The sequence below is a fragment of the Arthrobacter sp. BI5 genome (genome assembly GCF_056680065.1).
On the sequence record NZ_CM155264.1, the window covers coordinates 3,175,291 to 3,196,676 of the forward strand.

The following is a 21,386-nucleotide window of genomic DNA, read 5'->3' on the forward strand; positions in this document are numbered from 1 at the left end:
CGTGCCTAGCCGAGCTGCCGCCCGGCCATCCGTTCCAGCCGGCCGATCCGTTCGCTCATCGGCGGGTGCGTGGAAAACATCCGAGCCATGCCTCCGCCGCGGAACGGGTTGGCGATCATCAGGTGCGAGGCGTTCACCAGCCGCTGGTCCTGCGGCAACGGCGCGAGCTGCACGCCCTGTTCGATCTTGCGCAGCGCCGAGGCCAGCGCCAGCGGGTCGCCGGTGAGCGCGGACCCATCCTCGTCGGCGTCGTACTCCCGGGTCCGGGAGATGGCCATCTGGATTAGCGAGGCGGCAAACGGGGCCAGCAGCGCCATCGCAAGCAGGGCCAGCGGGTTCGCGTTGCGGCGGTCGCCTCCGCCGCCGAAGAACAGCAGCATCTGGCCCACCGAGGTGATCACACCGGCGACGGCGGCAGCCACCGACGAGGTCAGGATGTCCCGGTTGTAGACGTGCATCAGCTCGTGGCCGAGCACGCCGCGTAGCTCGCGTGCGTCGAGCAGCTGCAGGATGCCCTGCGTGCAGCAGACCGCCGCGTTCTGCGGGTTTCGGCCGGTCGCGAAGGCGTTGGGCGCCATGGTCGGCGAGATATAGATCCGGGGCATCGGCTGGTTGGCGCGAGCCGAGAGCTCCCGGACCATCTGGTGCAGCTGCGGCGCCTCGGCCTCCGTCACCGGATACGCCTGCATGGCCCGGATCGCGATCTTGTCGCTGTTCCAGTAGCCGTAAGCGGTGGTGCCGACGCCGATCAGCGCCATGATCCAGATGGGCGCCGAGCTGCGCATGCTGGATCCAAGCAGCGCGCCCAGGCCCAGCAGCACCGCCCAGAGCACGCCGAACAGGGCCGCTGTTTTCAGTCCGTTGTGGTGGTTGTGCACTGATCCTCCCAAGCCATGCCGCCGTCGTCGGGGTGTCCCACGGACCACCCCTATGGGAAACGAACCGCTACGGGACCGGGTTCCGCGCATCGTATTGCAGGAACCCGGACTGCCAGCGGGCCACGAGCCAGGCCACCACCGCGCAGAGCACCCCGCCCGCGAGCAGTACCCAGCCTTCACTGAGCAGCTTAGTCGCGCCGCCGGCGAGCATGTCCCCCACCCGGGGTCCGCCGGCGACAACCACCACAAAGACGCCCTGCAGCCGGCCGCGCAGATGGTCCGGGGTGGCCGACTGCAGGATGGTGGTGCGGAACACGGCGCTGATCGAGTCGGCGATCCCGGCGAGTGCGCAGCACACCGCGGCGGGCACCAGCCACAACGTCACGCCCCCGGCGCCGGACCGGCCGGCGAGCACGACGACGAGGCCCAGCCCCGCGATCGAGGCGCCCCAGCCGATGACCGACCAGACCACCGCCGTGCCCTGCGCCCGCACGGCACCGAGCGGGCCGGAGAAGAGCCCGGCGAGGAAGGCCCCGACGGCGGTCGAGGCCAGCAACACGCCGACTGTGGCTTCGCCGCCGCCGATCATGAGCGCGGCGATGGCCGGCAGCAGCGCCCTCGGCTGCGCGAGGATCATCGCCACCAGGTCGATCACGAAGGTCATCCGCAGGTTGGGACGGGTGCCGAGGAAGCGGAAGCCCTCCACCACGGAACGCAGGCCGGCCCGGTGCGACTCCTGCCCCCGGGGCATCGGCGGCAGTTTCAGCAGGGCCCAGACGACGAACGCGAAGCTGGCCACGTCGATCGTGTAGGTCCAGGCGAAGCCGACCGTGGCGACCAGCACGCCGGCCAGCAGCGGACCGGCGGTCATGGTCAGCCCGAAGATCATCATGCTCAGGGCGTTGGCCGCGGGCAGCAGCTCCTTGCGGACCAGGACCGGGATGATGGCGCTGCGCGCCGGTTGGTTGATGGCCTGCGCACCGCTTTGCACCGCCACCAGGACGTACAGCAGCCAGACGTTGCCCAGCTGCAGCCAGGCCTGTAGCGCCAGGCCCGCGGTGGTCAGCCAGAGCACGGCGGAGGCGGCGAGCGCGACCTTGCGGCGGTCGTGGGCATCGGCAATGGATCCGCCCAGCAGGCCGCCGAACACCAGCGGGACGAGGGCGAAGATGCTCAGCAGGCCCACATACAGGCTGTCCTGGGTGAGCCGGTAGACCTCGAGGCTCACGGCCACCAGGGTGAGCTGGCTGCCCAGCGCCGAGGCGGCGGATCCCAGCCAGAGGCGGCGGAAGGCCGGACTTTCGCGTAGCGGCGTAATGTCCGCCAAGAATTTCCCCACCGGGCAACTCTAATGGGATCTCCAAACCCGAACGCTCCCTCACAACCGGCGCTCCAAACCCGAACGCTCCCCCACAACCGGCGCTCCAATCCCGCACGCTCCCTCACAACCAGCCGCCCAAACCCCAACGCTCCCTCACAACCGGCGCTCCAAACCCGAACGCTCCCTCACAAGAGGTGAGGTGGCGTTCGGAAAGTTTCCGCCAAACCTGAGGGAGCGTGTCCCCGTTTACCGCCAAACCTGAGGGAGCGTGTCCCCAGTTACCGCCAAACCTGAGGGAGCGTGCCCCCAGTTACCGCCAAACCTGAGGGAGCGTGCCCCCAGTTACCGCCAAACCTGAGGGAGCGTGCCCCCGTTTACCGCCAAACCTGAGGGAGCGTGTCCCCACTTACCGCCAAACCTGAGGGAGCGTTTCGAAATAAGCCGAACCTTATTGTGAACTGCTAAAAATAAGTGCTTGAATGGGGCCATGACGGATTTGGTGGACGGCAGCGAGGCGTGGGCCGCGGCCCTGCGCGCCCACGGCCGCCGGGTGACGAAGCAGCGGCTGGCCGTGCTGGCCGCCGTCGAGCGCCATCCGCATTCGCCGGCGGAAAGCATCCTTGCCGCCGCCCGCGAAAACCTGCCCGAACTCACCGCCCAATCGGTCTATGTGGTCCTTGGCGACCTGACCGCACTGCACATGCTCCGGCGCTTCGAACCTCCCCACTCGCCTGCGCTGTATGAGACGAGGGTGGGCGACAACCACCACCACGCCGTCTGCATCAGCTGCGGCCGGGTTGAGGACGTCGAATGCGCCGTCGGCCACGCTCCGTGCCTCACCCCGCACTGGGACTCGGGCTCCAAGCCCATGACCATCCAGATCGCAGATGTCCTGTACCAGGGCATCTGCGAGGACTGCCAGCGCACCCAAAAACTCCCCGCCGACCGTAACTAAGTTAGAAACAGAAATAGGAGAATGATGACTCAGAACATCTCTGCGCCCGCAGTGTCCACGACACAGTCCGGTGCCCCCGTCACTTCCGACGCCCACTCGAAGTCCGTCGGTGCTGACGGCGCGATCGTCCTGACCGACCACTACCTGGTGGAGAAGCTCGCCCAGTTCAACCGCGAGCGCGTGCCGGAGCGTGTGGTGCACGCCAAGGGCGGCGGCGCCTTCGGCACGTTCACGACCACGGGGGATGTCTCCCAGTACACCAAGGCGGCGCTGTTCCAGCCGGGCGCCGAGACGGACATGCTCATCCGCTTCTCCTCCGTCGCCGGCGAGGCAGGCTCCGCCGACACCCTCCGCGACCCGCGCGGCTTCGCCGTGAAGTTCTACACCTCCGAGGGCAACTACGACCTGGTCGGCAACAACACCCCGGTGTTCTTCATCCGCGACGGCATCAAGTTCCCGGACTTCATCCACTCGCAGAAGCGCCTCCCCGGCACCCACCTGCGCGACGCCGACATGCAGTGGGATTTCTGGACCCTCTCCCCCGAGTCCGCCCACCAGGTCACCTGGCTCATGGGCGACCGCGGCCTGCCGGCTTCCTGGCGTGAAATGCAGGGCTACGGCTCGCACACCTACCAGTGGATCAACGCGGCGGGCGAGCGTTTCTGGGTCAAGTACCACTTCAAGTCCAACCAGGGCGTCAAGTCCCTGACCGGCGACGAGGCAGAGGAGCTGGCCGGCGCGGACGCGGACTTCTACATCCGCGACCTGCAGGAAAACATCGACGCGGGCAACTTTCCCTCCTGGGACCTGCACGTCCAGGTGATGCCCTACGAGGACGCCAAGACCTACCGCTTCAACCCGTTCGACGTCACCAAGGTATGGCCGCACGGCGACTACCCGCTGGTCAAGGTCGGCACCATGGAGCTGAACAGGAACCCGGAGAACTACTTCGCGCAGATCGAGCAGGCCACCTTCGCGCCGTCGAACTTCGTGCCGGGCATCGCCGCCTCGCCGGACAAGATGCTGCAGGCCCGCATCTTCTCCTACGCCGACGCGCACCGCTACCGCGTGGGCACCAACCACGCCCAGCTTCCGGTCAACCTGCCGAAGAGCCAGGTCAACAACTACAGCCAGGACGGCGCGGCGCGGTACCACTTCAACGCCCCCTCGGTGCCGGTGTACGCGCCGAACTCCTTCGGCGGCCCGGCTGCCGTGGAACCGCAGAACCCGGCCGGCGGCTGGGAGAACGACGGCGAGCTGACGCTCTCCGCGCACTCCCTGCACGCTGAGGACGGCGACTTCGGCCAGGCCGGCACGCTGTACCGCGAGGTGTTCGACGACGGCGCCAAGGCCCGCCTGCTGGACACCCTCACCGGTGCGGTGGGCGGCGTCAAGAGCGCGGCCATCAAGGAACGCGCCATCCAGTACTGGACCAACGTCGACGCCGAGCTCGGCGCGAAGCTGCGCGCCAACCTGGGTGCCGCCGCCGGCGCTGCCACCTCGGACGCCGAGGCTGCCAACAAGATCGGCTAATTTCAGCCTGCACCAAAGAACACCCCGCCGCGGTTCTCCGCGGCGGGGTGTTCTTTCGCTCACAGCGCGGGCACGCCGCTATAGTCTGTTGAGTGAATTCGGGAATCATTTATCTGGTCGGCACTTCCGGCCACCCCAACTTCGGCGACGAGTTTATCGCCGCCGCCTGGCTCAAGCACCTGGCCGCGGCCCGGCCCGACGCCGACGTCTGGCTCGACTGCCCCCAACCGGGCATGGCCCAGGTCCTCTTCGAGGGCCTGCACCCCCGGCTCCGGATCACCAATACGCTCTGGCGCCTGGTGCACGACACCGCCGACCTCCCCGCGGATGCGGCAGCCAAAACCATCCGCGAACGCATCACCAACTTCGGCACCCCCGCCTACGACCTGGGCATCCTCAAACTCCGCGAAGCCGAGTCGCTGCACCTGATCGGCGGCGGCTATGTCAACGGCACCTGGCCGCACCACGCCGGACTGGTCGAGGGCATGCGCGCCGTCAGCGAAGCCACCGGCGCCCGGCTCTACGCCACCGGCCAGGGCCTGATGCCGGCACTCCCGGCGGCCGACACCCAACCACCCCTTTTCGGGGGTTTCCACTACGTTAGAGCCCGGGACGAGCCCAGCGCTGCGGCCCACGGTCTGGAACGTGGCCTGGACGACGCGTTGCTTGGCATTGCCGGGGAAATTGGCCGCAATAACGCCCCGGCCGGGCTTTACGTCTGCATCCAAAGCGACCTGGCCGACCCCGGACGCTTCCAGGCCGCCGTCGACATCGCACGCACCCAGGTGGATCTCGCCGGCCGCCGGGGAGTCAAGGCCTATTACGTCGAGGCGATCCCCGGCGTCGACCACGCCGCCTACGAGCGCCTCGCCGACCGCATCCCGGAGAGCCGGTTCATCCCGTTCAGCCGCGTCTGGACCAACGGCCTGCCGCTCTCCGCACAGCAGACCTGGGTCACCAGCCGCTTCCACCTGCACCTGCTGGCCGCCGCCGCGGGTGCCCGCGGCATCGCCGTCGGCGTGAAAAAGGGCTACTACGACGTCAAACACGAGTCCGTCGCGGCCCTGGGCAGTGGCTGGACTTTAGCCCTCGGCGACGAGTCCCCCGCCATGCCCGAGCAGCCCGGCGCGCTGGCAGCCAACCTCCCCGCCCTCCTCGAACAGAAACGCACCGAAGCCCAGACACTTTACCCGGCAATGTCCGGCCAGGGCGGGGCTCTGACCGCCGGAGCCGCCAAGCTGCTCAACAAGACGCTGGCTGTTTCCCGGAAGAACAAGATCCGGTCCGGAGCGCGCTGACACCCCTATGCTGACTTGGCTTCCCGGGCTGCTCCCGCACGCCCTGACCGTGGTTCTTCTGGTCGGCGCGTTTTTCCTCCCGGGGGTGCTGGTGCTCCTGCCGCTAAAACCGGGCTGGCCTGCGGCAGTTGCCCTCAGCCCGGCCGTGACCTTGCTTGTTTTCCTGGCCGGAAGCCTGGCGGCTGACGCCGTGGGCGTGCCGTGGAACGCTGCCACGGCCGCCCTGAGCGCCGTGCCGCCGATGGTGGCCGCCTGGCTGGTAGGGAGGCGGCTCAGCCTGACCTCAAGCCTGTGGCCTGCCCGTCTCCGCTGGCCGGTGAACCTGGCGGTCGGCGCGGGCGTGCTGACCGGTTCGGCGGTGACCTGCCTGGCGCTGCTTCGGGGGATCGGCAATCCGGCCGCCGCGTCGCAGGGCTGGGATCCCATCTTCCACCTGAACGTGCTGCGCTGGATCCAGGAGTCCGGCAGCGCCACGCCGTGGGGCGTGGCTCCGGTCTTCGGTTCCGGCACGTATTACCCCGCGGGCTGGCACAGCGTGGTGTCGTTGGTCCCGGGCAGCCTGGCGGAAACAGCCAACCTGTCCTCGATCGTCATCGGTGGCCTGATCTGGCCGATCGGCCTGACGTTTCTGGCCTCTGCGGTCCTGCCGCGGCATCCGCTGGCGTGGGCGCTGACGCCGCTTTTCGCGGCCTCCTTTGTCAGCTTTCCCTACTCCCAACTCCTCCGCAGCGGCCAATGGCCCAACGGGCTCGCCACCGCCCTGGTCCCGGCTGCCCTGGCCCTGGGTGTCCTGCTGCTGCGGCGTCTGGCCTCCGCCGAGCGGGCCGGCACACCGGCCAGGGAGTATGCGCTCCTGGCCGCGCTCCTGGCCGCGGTCTTGGGCGGCTGTGCGGCCGCGCACCCGAGTGCCGTTTTTGCCACCGTGATTGCCGCGCTGTCTTTCGTGGCGGCGCACGTCCTGCCGCCGCTGCTGCGGGGCGCACGACGCCGCCCCGGGATGGCGGTCGCGGTGGGCGCGGCGGCGGTTGCTGCCGCCGCAGCGGCCTACGCCGTGCTGGCCCATTCCCGGTTGCTTGCCGGTGTGATGGCCTACCCGCGCGCGGTGCGGGCCCAAGTCCCGGATTCACTGCTGCTGGCGTTCTTCGACCTTCCGAGATTTCCCGCGCTGTCCCCGCCCGCGCCGGACGATTTCAACCTCGCGGTGGGGCTTCTGGTGATCCTCGGCGGTGCCATGGCTGCCTTCATCAGGGGCGCGAGGCCGCTCACCGTCGCCTGGCTGGCCTTTGCCGCGCTCTATGTTCTTGCCGCCGGACCGGAGAACGCGCTGCGGTGGCTGACCGGGTTCTGGTACAAGGACACGCAGCGGATCGCGCCGTTCATCGCGATGACAGGCAGCCTGCTGGCGGCCCTGGCCGTCGCGGTGCTGGCGAGGGCCGCGCACCGTGCAGTGGCGGCGCGGCTGCCTGCCGCCCGCCTCGGCGGCAGGTGGCCTGTCCCGGGGGTGCTCGTCGCGCTGTCCGTCGCCGTCGTGATGTACGGCATGTACGCGGCCTCGGGCGGCTTTCGGTCAGTGGACCGGGTGGCGGTGGCCGCGCAGAACTACGAGGTATCGGCGCGGGCCGGCACCGGTGTCCTTTCGAGGGGTGAACAGGCCTTTATCCAGCGGGCCGGTGCGATGCTTCCGGCCGACGCGGTGGTGATCGGGGACCCTTTCAACGGCGAGACGTACTTCTACGCCCTCACCGGGCGGCATGTGGTGTACACGCAGCTCGGCGCCCCGACGGCCGGGAGTGCTGCCAAGGAACTGCTCCGGACCGGGTTCAACCGGCTGTCCACGGACCCGTCGGTCTGCGCGGCCTTGCGCAGGGTCGGTGCCACGCACTTCTACGAAGACGCCCCGGGTGGATCCCACGGCACGGTAAGCCTGAAGCGGTGGCCCGGTTTCTACAACGTGCCCACCGGCCGCGGCTTCGAGAAAGTGGCCTCGGCGGATGGCCGCACCCTGTACAGGATCACGGCCTGCGGCTAGCCGGGACCCGCAGCCTTGCAGGGACCCGCAGCCTTTCCAGGCAGCCGCCGCGGCTAAACTTCCGCGGCACTTCCGGACACCCGTGCCCCTTGCGGACCGGTGCACCCCGGCTCCGGGGTGCACTGGTCCGCTTCCGTAGCGGAAATCGGGTTCTGTAGCGGAAGTCCCCGGCCGGCCGGGCGGCTAGGCGCCGCCGGTGCCGGAGGCCGCCGTCGGGCTGGCCGGCGTCGGCGTTGCTGCGGGAGCCGACGACGGCGTGCCGGCCGCCGCGGGCCGGTGCCCCTTCTTGGCCAGCTGGATCTGCTCGTAGACGTGGTGGCGGAGCTCGGTGAAGCGCGGCAGCGAACGGGTGTTCAGCTGGTCCCGCTCGGCCGGCAGGTCGATCACAATGTCCTCCTGCACCACCGTCGGGGAGCTGGAGAGGATGATGACCCGTTCGCCGAGGTAGACGGACTCGTCGATGTCGTGGGTCACGAAAAGCACGGTCACGCCCAGCTTTTTCCACACCGTCCGGATCAGGTCTTCAAGGTCCGCGCGGGTCTGGGCGTCCACGGCCGCGAACGGTTCGTCCATCAGCAGGACCTCGGGCTGGTAGGCGATCGCGCGGGCGATCGCCACGCGCTGCTGCATGCCGCCGGAGAGCTGCCAGGGGTAGGAGCGCGGCACGTGCGCCAGGCCCACCGCCTCGAGGGCCTCGTCGACCAGCCGGTCGCGCTCAGCCTTGGGTACGCCCTGGTTCCTCAGCGGCAGCTCCACGTTGTCCCGGACCCGCATCCAGGGGAACAGCGACCGGCCGTATTCCTGGAACACCACGGCCATCTTCTTCGGCGGCCCGGACACCCGCTTGCCGTCCAACAGCACTTCGCCCTCGGTGGGCGCCATCAGGCCAGAGATGCACTTCAGCAGTGTGGTCTTGCCGGAGCCGGAGGGTCCGACGAGGCAGGCGAGTTCGCCGGCCCGAAGATCGAACGTGAGGTTGCGGACCGCCTCGATGTCGCCGCCGTCGGTCTGGTACACCTTCTTCAGGCCGCGGACGGAGAGCATCGCCTCCGGCAGGGTCTTCCCGGACGGGGCCGGGGTGGGGTCAGGCTGCATTTTCTACCTCTTTCTGGCCGTGGTACCAGCGCAGGATGTTCCGCTCGGCCCACTGGAAGATGAACGACATCGCCACGCCCAGCAGGCCGAGCACCACAATGCCGGACCACATTTCCGGGATCGCGAACGAGCGCTGGAACTGGACGATTGTGAAGCCAAGCCCCGAAGACGAGGCAAACATTTCGGAAATGACCATCAGGATCAACCCGAGCGACAGGGACTGGCGGACGCCGGCGAGGATCTGCGGGCTGGCCGAGGGCAGCACCAGGTAACGCACCCGGGCCCAGCCGTCGATGCCGTAGGTGTGGGCCGAATCCGAGAGGACCCCGTCCACGGCACGGACGCCTTCAATGGTGTTCAGCAGCACCGGCCAGACACAGCCGGAGATGATGACCGCAATCTTCATGGAGTCGGTAATGCCCATCAGCAGGATCAGGACCGGAACCAGCACGGGCGGCGGGATAGCGCGGAAGAATTCGAGCGTGGGTTCGAGCAACGCGCGGAGCCATGTGACCGAGCCGATCAGCACCCCGCCCACGACGCCGATCACGATCGCCGCGACGACGCCGATCAGGAGCCGGGCGACGCTGGGCAGCACATCCGAGAAGAAGCGCGGACCGAACCAGACCTCGCCGAACTTGTTGACCAAGGCGGCCGGGGTGGGGACGAAGAAATTGACCGTTCCGAGGGTCGAGACCCACCAGGCCAGGACCAGTAGTACCGGCAGCGCGAGCACGTAGGCCGCCGTTTTCAGTGCTTTCATACGATCACCTCGGAACGGACAGAGGAATGCCAGGACAGAGTCTTCTTTTCGATGAACCGCATCAGGACGTTGATCAGCACACCAATCAGGCCGGTGGCGAGCACCAGGGCGTACATGCCGGAGATGGCGCCGCCGGATTGCGCGAGGGCGATCTCACGGCCCAGCCCCGGCGAGCCGATCACGAGTTCCGCCGTGATGGCTAGGACCAGCGCCACCGTGGCAGCCAGCCGCACACCGGTCATCAGGTAGGGCAGCGCGGTGGGGAACACGACATAGCGGATCCGCGCCATCCACCCCAGCCCATAGGTCCTGGCGGTGTTGCTGGCGACCATGTCGACGTCGGCCACCCCGTACAGGACCTGGATGAGGACCTGCCAGAAGGCGGCATACGTGATCAGCATGAGCGACGACTCGATCTTCACGCCGAAGAGCAGCACCGCCAGCGGGATGAGGGCCACGGACGGAATAGGGCGCAGGAACTCCACGGTGGAGTTGGTTGCCTTCCGCAGGAAGCTGCTGGAGCCGATGATGAAACCCAGCAGCACGGCGAGGGCAACCGCGATGACCAGGCCCAGGAACCAGGCCATCATGGTTTCACCGACCGACACCCAGAACGCGGTCAGGCTAAAGTCGAGGGCCAGCGCGGCGATGACTTCGCTGGCCGGCGGGAGGTAGCGCTCGTCGATGATGCCCAGCCGGGGAATGAGTTCCCAGGTGGCCAGGAACCCAAGAATCCCGACCACGCCGAGCAACTGCTTCACGGGAAGCTTGCGGCCGGACCGGCGGCCCCGTCCCCCGCCGGGGACGGCACCGCCGGACACCACGCCGTCGGAACTGACGGAACTCACGGAACTCACGGGAGGAGGTCGCCTGCGTTCGGAGCCTTGGACAGCGTCCCGTACTTGGCGGCGGCGTCGCCGAGGGTCTTGAACGCGTCCTTGTTGAACTCCACCCGGTAGCGGGGCAGGATCATATTGGCCCGGGTGGCTTCGTCAATCTTGGTGTAGGTGCCCACGATGTCGCGGACTTCCTGCGGGTGGGCCTGGGCGTATTCGAGGGACTTGTTCATGGCCCGGGTGAACTTCTGGGTAAGCTCCGCCTTGTCCTTGATGGTGTCCGCCTTGGTGAAGTAGCCGGCGATGTCCAGCTCCGGGCTCATGTCCACAAAGTTGGAGGAAATGATCTTGCCGCCCTCGGCGACGGCCTTGGACAGGAAGGGTTCCAGGATCCAGGCCGCGTCCACCTGCTTGTTGGTCAGCGCGGCGGGGGCGTCCGGGAAGGCCACCTCCACGAACTTCACGCTTGCGGGGTCGCCGCCGGCCTTTTCGACGACCGACTGGATGGTCGTGTCGCCGATGTTGGAGAGGTTGTTCACCGACACGGTCTTGCCCGCGAGGTCCTTCGGGGACTGGATGCTGGAGCCGGCCGGGACGACGACGCCGCCAATGTCCTTGCCCTTCTCGCCCGTGGTCGAGGCGCCGTTGGCCACGAATTTCAGGTCAAGGCCCCTGTCCTTCGCCACCATGACCGAGATCAGGTTGGAGAAGGCGAAGTCGAAGCTGCCGCTCACCACGCCGGGGACGATCGCCGCGCCCCCGGTGGCGGTCTGGATATCCAGCTGGATTCCTTCATCCTTGAAGAAGCCCTGCTTGCTGCCCAGATAGATGGGGGCGCAGTCCACGATCGGGATCACGCCGACGCTGACCTTGGTAAGGTCCCCGCCGCCCGTGGCGCCGCCGGATGCGCTGCCCCCGCCGGTGGAACTCGGCGATCCGCTGCCGCAGGCCGACAGTGCAAGGACCGATGCGGCCGCCAGCACGCTGATAATACGACGTTTCATGTTCACTCCTATGTGCGCATTGGCCGCGGGAATGACAAGCCCCCCGCCTAGTGTTCGCTCCTCGAACAAGCGTTCAAAATCACGACTATCTCCACCATACTGTGATGCCGGCCACATGGAGACCATTGTTACGGATAAGTGATATCCGAGGTCCTGAGCACTCTCAGGGAAATCGGCCGCAACGATGCCGCGAACACAGCAACGCGGGGCCACTTACGGCCGGTCCGGGCAGGCCGGACGGACCATTAGTGGCCCCGCGTTGGGGTTCGGGGGGTGGGCTAGGAGCGCGTGACTGCGTCCTTGTCCTCGACGGCGGCGGGCTGGGCGGACGGCTGCGTATCCGGCCCGGCGGCGGGGCCGTTGACGGCGGCCCGTGCATCGGCGAACTTCTCATTCAGCCGGGAGTGGCGCTGCCCGTAGGCGAAGTAGATCGCGATGCCGATGACCAGCCAGATGGCGAAGAAGATCCAGGTTTCCACCGCCAGGTTCGTCATCAGGTACAGGCACAGGACGGCCGACACGACCGGGAGGACCTTCCCGAACGGAACGCGGAAGGCCGGCTTGAGGTCCGGGCGCTTGCGGCGCAGCACCAGGATGCCCAGGCTGACCATCACGAACGCCGAGAGCGTGCCGATGTTGATCATTTCCTCGAGCAGGTCCACGTTGGTCAGTCCGGCCACGACCGCCACGGCGGTGCCGCAGATGATCTGCAGGCGTGCCGGCGTCGCCCGGATGGTGGAGGTCTTGGACAGCGAGCGCGGCAGCAGGCCGTCGCGGCTCATGGCCAGCACCACGCGGGAGAGGCCCATCAGCAGCACCATAATCACGGTGGTGAGGCCCACGAGCGAGCCGAAGGCGATGACCTTGGCGGCGTCGGTGTTGCCCACGGCTTCGAACGCGGTGGTCAGCGTCGGGTTCTTCGCCTCGGCGAGCTTGGTGTAGGACACCATGCCGGTCAGCGCGAGCGATACGAGGATGTAGAGCACGGTGACGATCGCGAGACCGCCGAAGATGCCGCGCGGCAGCGTCTTCTGCGGGTTCTTGACCTCTTCAGCGGAGGTGGCGACGACGTCGAAGCCGATGAAGGCGAAGAAGACGAGGGCAGCGCCGGCGAAGATGCCCAGCGTGCCGTACTGGGCCGGGGCCGCGCCGGTGAGGAAGCCGAAGAAGGACTGCTTGAGCACGTCCGTGGCGCCGGTGCCGCCGGTGGGCTCGGAGGCCGGGACGAACGGGGCATAGTTCTCGAACTTCACGTAGCTGAAGCCGACCACGATCACGAAGAGCACGACGGCGATTTTGATCAGGGTGAAGACGTTGCCGACGCGGGCGGACAGCTTGGTCCCCAGGACCAGCAGGACGGTGAACACGGCGACGATCAGGAAGGCGCCCCAAAAGAGGTCGACGCCGGCCACGGAGATCGACGGCGGGACGTCCAGGCCCATCAGCGCGAACACCTTGCTGAGGTAGATGCCCCAGTACTTGGCAATCACGGCCGCGGCGGTAAAGAGCTCGAGGATGAGGTTCCAGCCGATGATCCAGGCGAGCACCTCGCCCATGGTGGCGTAGGTGAACACGTAGGCGGAGCCGGCCACGGGGATCGCAGTGGCGAACTCGGCGTAGCACATGATCGCCAGGGCGCAGGTGACTGCGGCGATCGCGAAGGAGATGGTCACGGCAGGGCCGGCAAAGTTGGCGGCAGCCTTGGCCCCGACCGAGAAGATTCCGGCGCCGACGGCAACGGCGACGCCCATGATCATCAGGTCCCAGGTGCTGAGCGAGCGTTTCAGCTTGCGTCCGGGCTCATCGGCGTCGGCGATCGACTGCTCGATGGATTTGGTCCGGAAAAGGTTCATAGGAAAGTCCAAAATCTCGGTAGCTGGTTGGAAACAGACCTATTAATAGTAGTGTCCATCCACTGGACGGCCGCTTTAATCCCACATTCTGAGACACAGGAAAGCGCGAACGTACACTTGGGGCCGTCTTCGGAAGGGCCGCAAGTGTACGTTCGCGTTCAGTGTTTCAGCGCTCAGGCGTTCGCGCTCAGAGGTTCAGGCGGGCCAGTTCAGGCGGGCCAGTCCATCAGCGTCGAGCGGATGAGGAAGCGCTTACCCTCGGGCGCCTCGACCGAGAAACCGCTGCCGCGGCCGGGCACGACGTCGACCGTCAGGTGGGTGTGGCTCCAGTAGTTGAACTGCTCCTTGGACATCCAGAACTCCAGCGGCTGGGGCTGCACGCCGTCCGAGATGTCGAACAGGCCCAGCAGCACGTCCGAGTCGCCGGTGAGGAACTCCCCCGCCGGGTAGCACATGGGCGAGGATCCGTCGCAGCAGCCGCCGGACTGGTGGAACATCAGCGGGCCGTGCTGGAGCCAGAGCTTGCGCAGCAGCTGGACGGCCTCGGGGGTGAGGGCCACCCGGGAAAAGTCCTCGCCAGCCAGCGTCACGGCGGCGTCGAGCCTGGTCTGGGTCATCGGGGCTACTTCCTGTAGGTGGGAACTGAAGTCACCGCGGGACGGTGAGGCGCGGAACGGCGAGGCGGGGAACGGCGGGGCGGACCAGCCCGGCCCGCCCCGCCGTCGTCGGCTTAGAAGAAGCCGAGCTTGTTCTCGTTGTAGCTGACCAGCAGGTTCTTGGTCTGCTGGTAGTGGTCCAGCATCATGGCGTGGTTCTCGCGGCCGATGCCGGAGGACTTGTACCCGCCGAACGCGGCACCGGCCGGGTAGGCGTGGTAGTTGTTGACCCACACACGGCCCGCCTGGATCTCCCGGCCGGCGCGGTAGGCGACGTTGCCGTTGCGGGACCAGACGCCGGCGCCGAGGCCATAGAGGGTGTCGTTGGCGATGCCCATGGCGTCGTTGTAGTCGCTGAAGCGGGTCACGGAGACCACCGGGCCGAAGATCTCCTCCTGGAAGATCCGCATCTTGTTGTGGCCCTCGAAGATGGTGGGCTGGACGTAGTAGCCGCCGGCGAGGTCGCCGGACAGCTCGGCGCGGGCACCGCCGGTGAGCGCCTTGGCGCCCTCCTGCTTCCCAATGTCGATGTAGGACAGGATCTTCTCAAGCTGGTCGTTGGAGGCCTGGGCGCCGAGCTGGGTATCGGTGTCCAGCGGGTTGCCCTGAATGATCTTCTGGGTCCGGGCCAGCGCGTCGGCCATGAACGAGTCGTAGATGCCGTCCTGGACCAGGGCGCGGGACGGGCAGGTGCAGACTTCGCCTTGGTTGAACGCGAACAGGGTAAAGCCTTCAAGGGCCTTGTCGTAGAACGCGTCGTTGGTGTCCGCGACGTCGTTGAAGAAGATGTTGGGGCTCTTGCCGCCCAGTTCCAGGGTGACCGGGATCAGGTTCTGGGATGCGTACTGGCTGATCAGGCGGCCGGTGGTGGTTTCGCCGGTGAACGCGATCTTGCGGATCCGCGGGCTGGAGGCGAGCGGCTTTCCGGCCTCGACGCCGAAGCCGTTGACGACGTTGATGACACCCGCGGGCAGCAGGTCGCTGATGAGTTCCATCAGCACCAGGATCGAGGACGGGGTCTGCTCGGCCGGCTTGAGGACGACGGCGTTGCCGGCGGCCAGCGCGGGGGCCAGCTTCCAGACGGCCATCAGGATGGGGAAGTTCCACGGGATGATCTGGCCGACGACGCCGAGCGGCTCGTGGTAGTGGTAGGCGGTGGTGTCGTCGTCGAGCTGGGACAGCCGGCCCTCCTGGGCGCGGACCGCGGAGGCGAAGTAGCGGAAGTGGTCCGCGGCGAGCGGGATGTCGGCGTTGAGGGTTTCGCGGATCGGCTTGCCGTTGTCCCAGGATTCGGCGACGGCGAGCATCTCGGTGTTCTCGTCGATCCGGTCGGCGATCTTGTTCAGGATGGCGGCCCGCTCGGCGACCGAGGTTTTGCCCCAGGACGGGGCGACCTTGTGCGCGGCGTCCAGGGCCAGTTCGATGTCCTCGGCGGTGCCGCGGGCGACCTCGCAGAACGCCTTGCCCGTTACCGGGGTGATGTTTTCGAAGTACTGGCCCTTGACCGGGGAAACCCATTCGCCGCCGATCCAGTTCTCGTAGCGGTCCTTGAAGGTGACCTTCGAGCCCTCGGTACCGGGCTGTGCGTAGACAGTCATTGCTAGCTCCTTTGCTGTGCAAGATGGGTGGCGGAAGCGGCCGGGATTACTGCGGCCGCCGCTGGCACCAGCCTAGGAGCGGGGAGGTTGCGAGCAGGTTGCAACCATGTGAGCCGGATCACGCCGGTTCGCGTGGGACCGTCCGCGGTGCGGGCGGCGGCTGGCTCAGGCGCTCAGCTCCGCGTCGAGCCGCTCCAGGTCCGCGACGACGGCGGCCCGCTTGGGCGAGCGCGGCGGCAGCAGCTTCAGCGCGGCGGTGCGGACCCCGACGTCGTCCCGTGCCTCCGGCAGCTCGGCGTACTTCAGCAGCGATTCGGCGCTGCCGTCGGTCAGCACCGCCTCGCGCAGCAGGGCCGAGACGCGGCTGCGCAGCTCGGCGATGCCGGGCGCCTCGGAACGCGGCAGCACCGCGCCGCGGTAGATTTCCAGCGCGATCCGGTGCGCGCCGCGCTGCAGGCAGCTGAGGACCTGGCCGGAGTCCGGCACCAGGTCCACCGGGAGCCGGTAGGGCCGGGACTCCGGGACGGCATCCGGGTTGAGCTGCTGCAGGACCTTGCGCAGCCGCACCATCTCTGCCCGCAGGGTCATGGTGGAGCCATCGCGCGGGTAGAGCAGGGCGCTCAGCTCCTCCGCGCTGAGTCCTTCCGGATGCATGCTGAGCAGGGCAAGGATTTCGCTGTGCCGGGCGGACAACGTGACGGTGCGGCCGTCGATACTCAGCACGGCCTGGTCGCGGCCGAGCAGCTGCAGGCTGTTGCGGTACAGGCTGCCGGGCGCCCGGGTGCCCATCCCGGCGGCCTTTGTGCCGGTGCCCGTGCCGGTGCCCGACGCGGCGCCGGACGCGGCGGCGGGCGTCCGACGTCGGACCGGGGCCGCATGCCGGGCGGCGGCGAGCTGGAGCCGCTCCACCCGCAGGTGGGCCTGAGCGGCGGCGACGGTCGCCTCAACCAGGGACAGGGTGTGCGGCGCGACGGCGGATTCGGTCCCGGTGATGTCCACGACGCCCAGCAGGGCGCCGGAATCCGGGTCGTGGAACGGCACGGCTGTGCAGCTCCACGGATGAACGGAGCGTTTGTAGTGTTCGGCGCCGGCGATCTGGATGCCGCGGCCCAGGGCCAGCGCGGTGCCGGGCGCGCTGGTGCCGACGGTGGCCTCGGACCAATCGGCGCCGGGGACGAACATCATCCCTTCGGCGCGGCGCTGCATGGCGGGGTCGCCCTCCACCCAGAGCAACCGGCCCACCTCATCGCCAACGGCCACCAGCATGCCGCTGTCGTGGCTGGGCCGGACCAGGAGTTTGTGGATCACGGGCATGATCGCGGCCAGCGGGTGCTGCCGGCGGTATTCCTCGAGTTCCTCGCGGTCCATGGCCAGCGGGGCTTCGGGGTTGTCAGGGTTGGCGTGCAACTCGGCGGAGCGCTGCCAGGATTCCCGGATCAGGCTGCGCAGCCCGGGCAGTGGCGCCCCGGCCAGGCCAAGGGAGTCCAGCTGCTCATGCCCCGCGCGGGCATGCTGCTGGCGCAGCTCCGGGCTCTGGCTCTGGCCGAAGCCGTGGCCGTGGCCGGAACTGCGCGGGGCTGCCTGCTCGACCGGATTCCTCATTGAACTCCCACCTGACGGGCACCTTTTCAGGGCGCGACGGCATACCCAAGGCAGCGTCGTCCGGCCCAGTCTAGTGGGCTCCCGGCAGCGGCCGCCAGAGCGCGGCGGCGGGTCAGTCCCGGGAAATCCGGATCATTTCGTCCCGCGGCACGACCTTGATGCGTTCGCGCACCACGCCGTCGTCCGGGTGGGCGGCCGACCACGCGGCGCCGAGCGCCAGTTCGTGGGCATCCAGCTTGTTCCAGCCTTCCCAGGTGGTGTATTCGACGCCGCGCTCGTCCAGCAGGTCGATGATCGCCTGCGGATCCGGGTTCTGCGCCGGCGGGAGGGTCAGGCGGTCCTCCAGCAGGAAGCCGATGGTCTCCAGCGCGTCGCCCTTGGTGTGGCCGATCAGGCCGACCGGGCCGCGCTTGATCCAGCCGGTGGCGTAGATGCCGGGCACGGGTTTGCCGTCCGCGCCAAGCACGCGGCCGCCCTCATTCGGGATGACACCGCGCCGGGCGTCGTACTCCAGCTCGGCCAGCGGGGAGCCGTGGTACCCGATGGCGCGGTAGACGGCCTGGACCGGGTAGTCGACGAACTCCCCGGTGCCTTTGACGTTGCCCGTGCCGTCCAGCCGCATGCGCTCGAACTTGATGCCCGCCACCTTGCCCGGGTGCGCGGCGTCGCCTGTGTCTTCTCCGAGGATTTCGACCGGGTTGTGCAGGAAGTGCAGGTGCAGCCGACGGGAGGACGGCTGCTCGGCCTCGGCGTGCTCCTCGACGAGCCAGTTTCCGAGGGTGTTCACCATGGTTTTGATCTGGTTGTTGGTGCGGATGGCTTCGTCGGAGGCCTCGTCGAACTCGAAGTCCTCCGGGTACAGGACGATGTCCACGTCGTTGGCGTGGCTCAGTTCGCGCAGCTCCAGCGGGGTGAACTTCACCTGCGCCGGACCGCGGCGGCCGAAGACGTGCACGTCCGTGACCGGGGAATCCTTCAGGGCCCGGTAGACGTTGTCCGGGATCTCCGTGACTAGCAGGTCATCGGCGTGCTTGACCAGCATCCGGGCGACGTCCAGGGCGACGTTGCCGTTGCCGATCACGGCGATTTCCTTCGCGTCCAGCGGCCAGTCGCGGGGAACGTCCGGGTGCCCGTCGTACCAGGAGACGAAGTCCGCCCCGCCGAACGAGCCCTCCAGTTCGACGCCGGGGATGTCCAGGTCAGCGTCCTTGATGGCGCCGGTGGAGAAGATCACCGCGTCGTAGAAGGCGCGGAAGTCGTGCAGGGTCAGGTCCCGACCGTAGCTGACGTTGCCGAGGAAACGGATGTCGCCCCGGTCCAGGACCTTGTGCAGGGCGTTGACGATGCCCTTGATGCGCGGGTGGTCCGGGGCGACGCCGTAGCGGATCAGGCCGTAGGGTGCCGGGTAAGCCTCAAACAGGTCGATGCTGACCTCGAAGTCGCCGCCCTTGACCTCGTTGGATTTGGTCAGGATGTCCGCGGCGTAGACACCGGCCGGTCCGGCGCCGACGATCGCAACGCGGAGGGGACGTTTGGACGGAGTTGCGGCCGAGTTGGACACCGGAAGCCCTTCTGAGTCTTGGCGGGGGCGCCGGAAGATACAGCGCACAGTCCCCCATTCTAAATGTCCCCGCGGTGGCATGTGCCGCCCGGTGAGGGAAAACACTGCTGGGGGAAACGCTGTCGTGGGGGAACCCTGGGGAAAATACTGCGTCCGGGCCGCACCACCAAGGTCCCCGGCAGGAATAGGGGCACCGGGGGTGGTGTTATTGGTCTTGTGCCTATCTCCGACGGAACCCCTGCCCCCGCTGCCCTGACTCCCCCGGGGGCCGCGGCGCCCGCACCCGGGGCCCCCGCAGCCCCCGCACCCGGGGCCGCCGCCGCCCCCGCACCCGGCGGGGCACCGGGACTGAAGGCAGTGGACAAGGACACGACGGCGGGGATCCTGTTCGGCATCGGCGCCTACGGCCTGTGGGGCCTGCTGCCGCTGTACTTCTTCGTGCTGCACCCGGCCGGTGCCATCGAAATCGTGGCCAACCGTGTTGTCTGGTCCCTGCTCTTCTGCGTCCTCCTGATCACTGTCACCCGCTCCTGGCGGGTGATCGGCGCCGCATTCCGGAACCGCACCGTAATCGGCCCGCTCGCCCTCGCGGCCGGCCTGATCGCAGTCAACTGGCTGACTTACACCTACGGCGTGACCACCGGCCAGGCGGTCGAAACATCCCTGGGCTACTTCATCAATCCGCTCGTGTCGGTGTTGCTGGGCGTATTTGTCCTGAAGGAGAAACTGCGGCCGCTGCAGTGGGCCGCCGTCGGAGTCGGATTCGTCGCCGTGGGTGTGCTGACGTATTCCTATGGCAAGCTCCCGTGGATCGCCCTGACCCTGGCGTTCAGTTTTGGCCTCTACGGCTTCGTCAAGAAGCGCGTGGGTCCCCGGGCCGACGCGATCACCAGCCTCTCCGTGGAGACGATCGTGCTGGCACCCATCGCCGGGGCCACCATGATCGTACTGGCCCTCACCGGCGCCGCCACCCTGACCAGCAACGGTGCCGGGCACTTCTGGCTGCTGGCAGCGTCCGGCGTCATCACCGCCGTCCCGCTGCTGTTCTTCGGCGCGTCCGCCCGGCGGCTGCCGATGACGACGATCGGGCTGCTGCAGTACTTCGCCCCGGTGCTGCAGTTCATCGTGGCGCTGGTGGTGTTCAAGGAGGCCATGACCCCGGAGCGCTGGGTGGGCTTCGGCGTCGTCTGGCTCGCCCTGCTCCTGCTCACGGCGGACATGTTGCGAACCGCGCACAAGAACTCCGTCACCCGCCGGCTGGCCCGCGCCGCCGCCTAGCCCGCCCGGCGCGAACGTACACTTAGGGCCCCGTCACACCGCGCGAACGTACACTTGGGGCCCAGTCGGCGCACGACAAGGGGCCGCAAGTGTACGTTCGCGCCCAGGGAGCGGGCCGCAAGTGTACGCTCGCGCCCAGGTGGGGTTAGTCCTCCGGGGTGGTGTCGATGCGCACGTAGTCGCGCGGCACCACGACCATGGGGACCGGCAGGGCGCGGAGCACCTTGTTGGCCGTGCTGCCGATGAAGAGCTTGTTCTTTTCCGCCAGCCGGGACGAGCCGACGATCATGATCTCCCGGTCATCCCATTCGAGGTCGTCGATCGCTTCCTCGATGGTGCGGCCGTGCGCCACTTCCACACTGACCGAGTGCCCTGCCGGGAGCCGCTCTGCCGCTGCCTTCAGCACGGTGTTCGCGTGGACGTGCGCGGCGTTGACGTTCTCGCCGCCGTCGCCCTCGACGTCGAGCTCCACGAGGGAGACCAGCCGCAGCGGCACCCCGCGGCGCCCGGCCGATTCGATGGCGACGTCGATCGCGGCCTCCGCGCCGGTGCGCTGCCCGACGGCGAGCGTCAGCCGGCTGATCGGTTCGGTGTTGCGGTAGCCGCGCGGGGCCAGCGCCACCGGCACCGGGGAGGCATGCAGCAGGGCGTTGGCCACGCTGCCGACGGTGTGGCGCTTGAACAGCCCGCTGCTCGCCGCGCCCACCACGATCAGGCCGGCGCGGTACTCCTTGGCGGCGTCGATCAGGCCCGCGGCGAAGGAATCCGCCTGGCGCACGTGGAACCTGGCCTCAAGCCCTTCCGGGACCGCGGAAAGGCCCTGCCGCTCGGCCGTGAGCACGGACTGCTCGGCGGCGCTGACGCGGTTTCCCTGCGGGTTCAGCGCGACGTAGGGGGTGTGCCGGTCCACGACATGGACCAGGTCCAGATGGGCGCCCTGGGCGCGGGCCATGGCCGAGGCCAGCGCGACGGCGTCGGCGCCGCGGTCGTTGGGTGTGTAGCCAACTACGTATCGCATCGAAGAACCCCTTATGGGTCTGGGGCAGAATCCAGCCTGGCCCGGGGTTCCGGGCAACGGCGGCCGGTCTGCGTTCCTGCAGTGGTAGGAACGACTCTAGCCCAGCGA

Annotated in this window: 17 protein-coding genes; 5 read left to right on the plus strand and 12 right to left on the minus strand. The window is 68.2% G+C overall.

Annotated features, from left to right (window positions below):
* Positions 1–5: 5 nt before the first annotated feature.
* Positions 6–878 carry a zinc metalloprotease HtpX gene (gene htpX / locus AC1MED_RS14650; protein WP_479783938.1) on the minus strand — a complete coding sequence of 291 codons (873 nt, stop codon included), beginning with the start codon at positions 876–878 and terminating at the stop codon, positions 6–8.
* Between the two features lie 67 nt (positions 879–945).
* Entirely contained in the window at positions 946–2,217 is a 1,272-nt protein-coding gene (locus tag AC1MED_RS14655; protein ID WP_479783940.1) for an MFS transporter, read from the minus strand.
* 469 nt (positions 2,218–2,686) lie between these two features.
* Here AC1MED_RS14655 and AC1MED_RS14660 point away from each other — a divergent pair, with 469 nt between their 5' ends.
* From AC1MED_RS14660 to AC1MED_RS14675, 4 genes are all read left to right on the plus strand, one after another.
* On the plus strand, positions 2,687–3,154 hold the full coding sequence (locus AC1MED_RS14660; protein ID WP_479783941.1) for a Fur family transcriptional regulator: 468 nt from the start codon (positions 2,687–2,689) through the stop codon (positions 3,152–3,154).
* Positions 3,155–3,178: 24 nt separating this feature from the next.
* A complete protein-coding gene (locus tag AC1MED_RS14665) occupies positions 3,179–4,687 on the plus strand; it encodes a catalase (protein ID WP_479786698.1) in 1,509 nt (502 codons plus the stop codon).
* Positions 4,688–4,779: 92 nt separating this feature from the next.
* Positions 4,780–5,985: a polysaccharide pyruvyl transferase family protein gene (locus AC1MED_RS14670; protein WP_479783942.1), complete on the plus strand. Its 1,206-nt coding sequence runs from the start codon at positions 4,780–4,782 to the stop codon at positions 5,983–5,985.
* 7 nt (positions 5,986–5,992) lie between these two features.
* The gene (locus tag AC1MED_RS14675; protein ID WP_479783944.1) at positions 5,993–8,014 is read left to right on the plus strand and encodes a DUF6541 family protein; all 2,022 of its coding nucleotides are present in this window, start codon (positions 5,993–5,995) and stop codon (positions 8,012–8,014) included.
* 183 nt (positions 8,015–8,197) lie between these two features.
* Here AC1MED_RS14675 and AC1MED_RS14680 read toward each other — a convergent pair whose 3' ends face one another.
* The 9 genes from AC1MED_RS14680 to AC1MED_RS14720 all read right to left on the minus strand — a co-directional run bounded on the left by AC1MED_RS14680 (position 8,198) and on the right by AC1MED_RS14720 (position 18,982).
* Positions 8,198–9,109 (minus strand): ABC transporter ATP-binding protein, encoded by a 912-nt coding sequence (locus AC1MED_RS14680; RefSeq protein WP_479783946.1) that lies wholly within the window; start codon positions 9,107–9,109, stop codon positions 8,198–8,200.
* A complete protein-coding gene (locus AC1MED_RS14685; RefSeq protein ID WP_346957678.1) occupies positions 9,099–9,872 on the minus strand; it encodes an ABC transporter permease in 774 nt (257 codons plus the stop codon). The genes AC1MED_RS14680 and AC1MED_RS14685 overlap by 11 nt, the downstream gene beginning before the upstream one ends.
* Positions 9,869–10,720, minus strand: a complete 852-nt coding sequence (locus tag AC1MED_RS14690; RefSeq protein ID WP_479783947.1) for an ABC transporter permease — start codon at positions 10,718–10,720, stop codon at positions 9,869–9,871. Before AC1MED_RS14690 ends, AC1MED_RS14685 begins: the two co-directional genes overlap by 4 nt.
* A gap of 5 nt (positions 10,721–10,725) precedes the next feature.
* The gene (locus AC1MED_RS14695; RefSeq protein WP_479783949.1) at positions 10,726–11,712 is read right to left on the minus strand and encodes an ABC transporter substrate-binding protein; all 987 of its coding nucleotides are present in this window, start codon (positions 11,710–11,712) and stop codon (positions 10,726–10,728) included.
* 278 nt (positions 11,713–11,990) lie between these two features.
* Positions 11,991–13,565 carry an amino acid permease gene (locus tag AC1MED_RS14700; protein ID WP_479783951.1) on the minus strand — a complete coding sequence of 525 codons (1,575 nt, stop codon included), beginning with the start codon at positions 13,563–13,565 and terminating at the stop codon, positions 11,991–11,993.
* A gap of 209 nt (positions 13,566–13,774) precedes the next feature.
* Positions 13,775–14,182 carry a DUF779 domain-containing protein gene (locus AC1MED_RS14705; protein WP_479783953.1) on the minus strand — a complete coding sequence of 136 codons (408 nt, stop codon included), beginning with the start codon at positions 14,180–14,182 and terminating at the stop codon, positions 13,775–13,777.
* 113 nt (positions 14,183–14,295) lie between these two features.
* Entirely contained in the window at positions 14,296–15,819 is a 1,524-nt protein-coding gene (gene exaC, locus AC1MED_RS14710) for an acetaldehyde dehydrogenase ExaC (protein WP_346957682.1), read from the minus strand.
* A 165-nt stretch (positions 15,820–15,984) separates the two neighbouring features.
* The gene (locus AC1MED_RS14715) at positions 15,985–17,421 is read right to left on the minus strand and encodes a GAF domain-containing protein (protein WP_479783955.1); all 1,437 of its coding nucleotides are present in this window, start codon (positions 17,419–17,421) and stop codon (positions 15,985–15,987) included.
* A 112-nt stretch (positions 17,422–17,533) separates the two neighbouring features.
* On the minus strand, positions 17,534–18,982 hold the full coding sequence (locus AC1MED_RS14720) for an FAD-dependent oxidoreductase (RefSeq protein ID WP_479783957.1): 1,449 nt from the start codon (positions 18,980–18,982) through the stop codon (positions 17,534–17,536).
* Positions 18,983–19,189: 207 nt separating this feature from the next.
* Between AC1MED_RS14720 and rarD the strand changes: the two genes are divergently transcribed.
* Positions 19,190–20,260: an EamA family transporter RarD gene (rarD, locus tag AC1MED_RS14725; RefSeq protein ID WP_479786699.1), complete on the plus strand. Its 1,071-nt coding sequence runs from the start codon at positions 19,190–19,192 to the stop codon at positions 20,258–20,260.
* 145 nt (positions 20,261–20,405) lie between these two features.
* Here rarD and AC1MED_RS14730 read toward each other — a convergent pair whose 3' ends face one another.
* Complete coding sequence (locus AC1MED_RS14730) at positions 20,406–21,278, minus strand: universal stress protein (RefSeq protein ID WP_479783959.1); 873 nt, start codon at positions 21,276–21,278, stop codon at positions 20,406–20,408.
* Positions 21,279–21,386: the final 108 nt, after the last annotated feature.

What these genes read in the sequence shown, in the direction of transcription:
- AC1MED_RS14660 (WP_479783941.1), top strand. Translation starts at nt 2,687, where the DNA reads ATGACGGATTTGGTGGACGGCAGCGAGGCGTGGGCCGCGGCCCTGCGC.
- AC1MED_RS14665 (WP_479786698.1), top strand. Translation starts at nt 3,179, where the DNA reads ATGACTCAGAACATCTCTGCGCCCGCAGTGTCCACGACACAGTCCGGT.
- AC1MED_RS14675 (WP_479783944.1), top strand. Translation starts at nt 5,993, where the DNA reads ATGCTGACTTGGCTTCCCGGGCTGCTCCCGCACGCCCTGACCGTGGTT.
- AC1MED_RS14680 (WP_479783946.1), bottom strand. Translation starts at nt 9,109, where the DNA reads ATGCAGCCTGACCCCACCCCGGCCCCGTCCGGGAAGACCCTGCCGGAG.
- AC1MED_RS14685 (WP_346957678.1), bottom strand. Translation starts at nt 9,872, where the DNA reads ATGAAAGCACTGAAAACGGCGGCCTACGTGCTCGCGCTGCCGGTACTA.
- AC1MED_RS14695 (WP_479783949.1), bottom strand. Translation starts at nt 11,712, where the DNA reads ATGAAACGTCGTATTATCAGCGTGCTGGCGGCCGCATCGGTCCTTGCA.
- AC1MED_RS14700 (WP_479783951.1), bottom strand. Translation starts at nt 13,565, where the DNA reads ATGAACCTTTTCCGGACCAAATCCATCGAGCAGTCGATCGCCGACGCC.
- AC1MED_RS14705 (WP_479783953.1), bottom strand. Translation starts at nt 14,182, where the DNA reads ATGACCCAGACCAGGCTCGACGCCGCCGTGACGCTGGCTGGCGAGGAC.
- exaC (WP_346957682.1), bottom strand. Translation starts at nt 15,819, where the DNA reads ATGACTGTCTACGCACAGCCCGGTACCGAGGGCTCGAAGGTCACCTTC.
- AC1MED_RS14715 (WP_479783955.1), bottom strand. Translation starts at nt 17,421, where the DNA reads ATGAGGAATCCGGTCGAGCAGGCAGCCCCGCGCAGTTCCGGCCACGGC.
- AC1MED_RS14730 (WP_479783959.1), bottom strand. Translation starts at nt 21,278, where the DNA reads ATGCGATACGTAGTTGGCTACACACCCAACGACCGCGGCGCCGACGCC.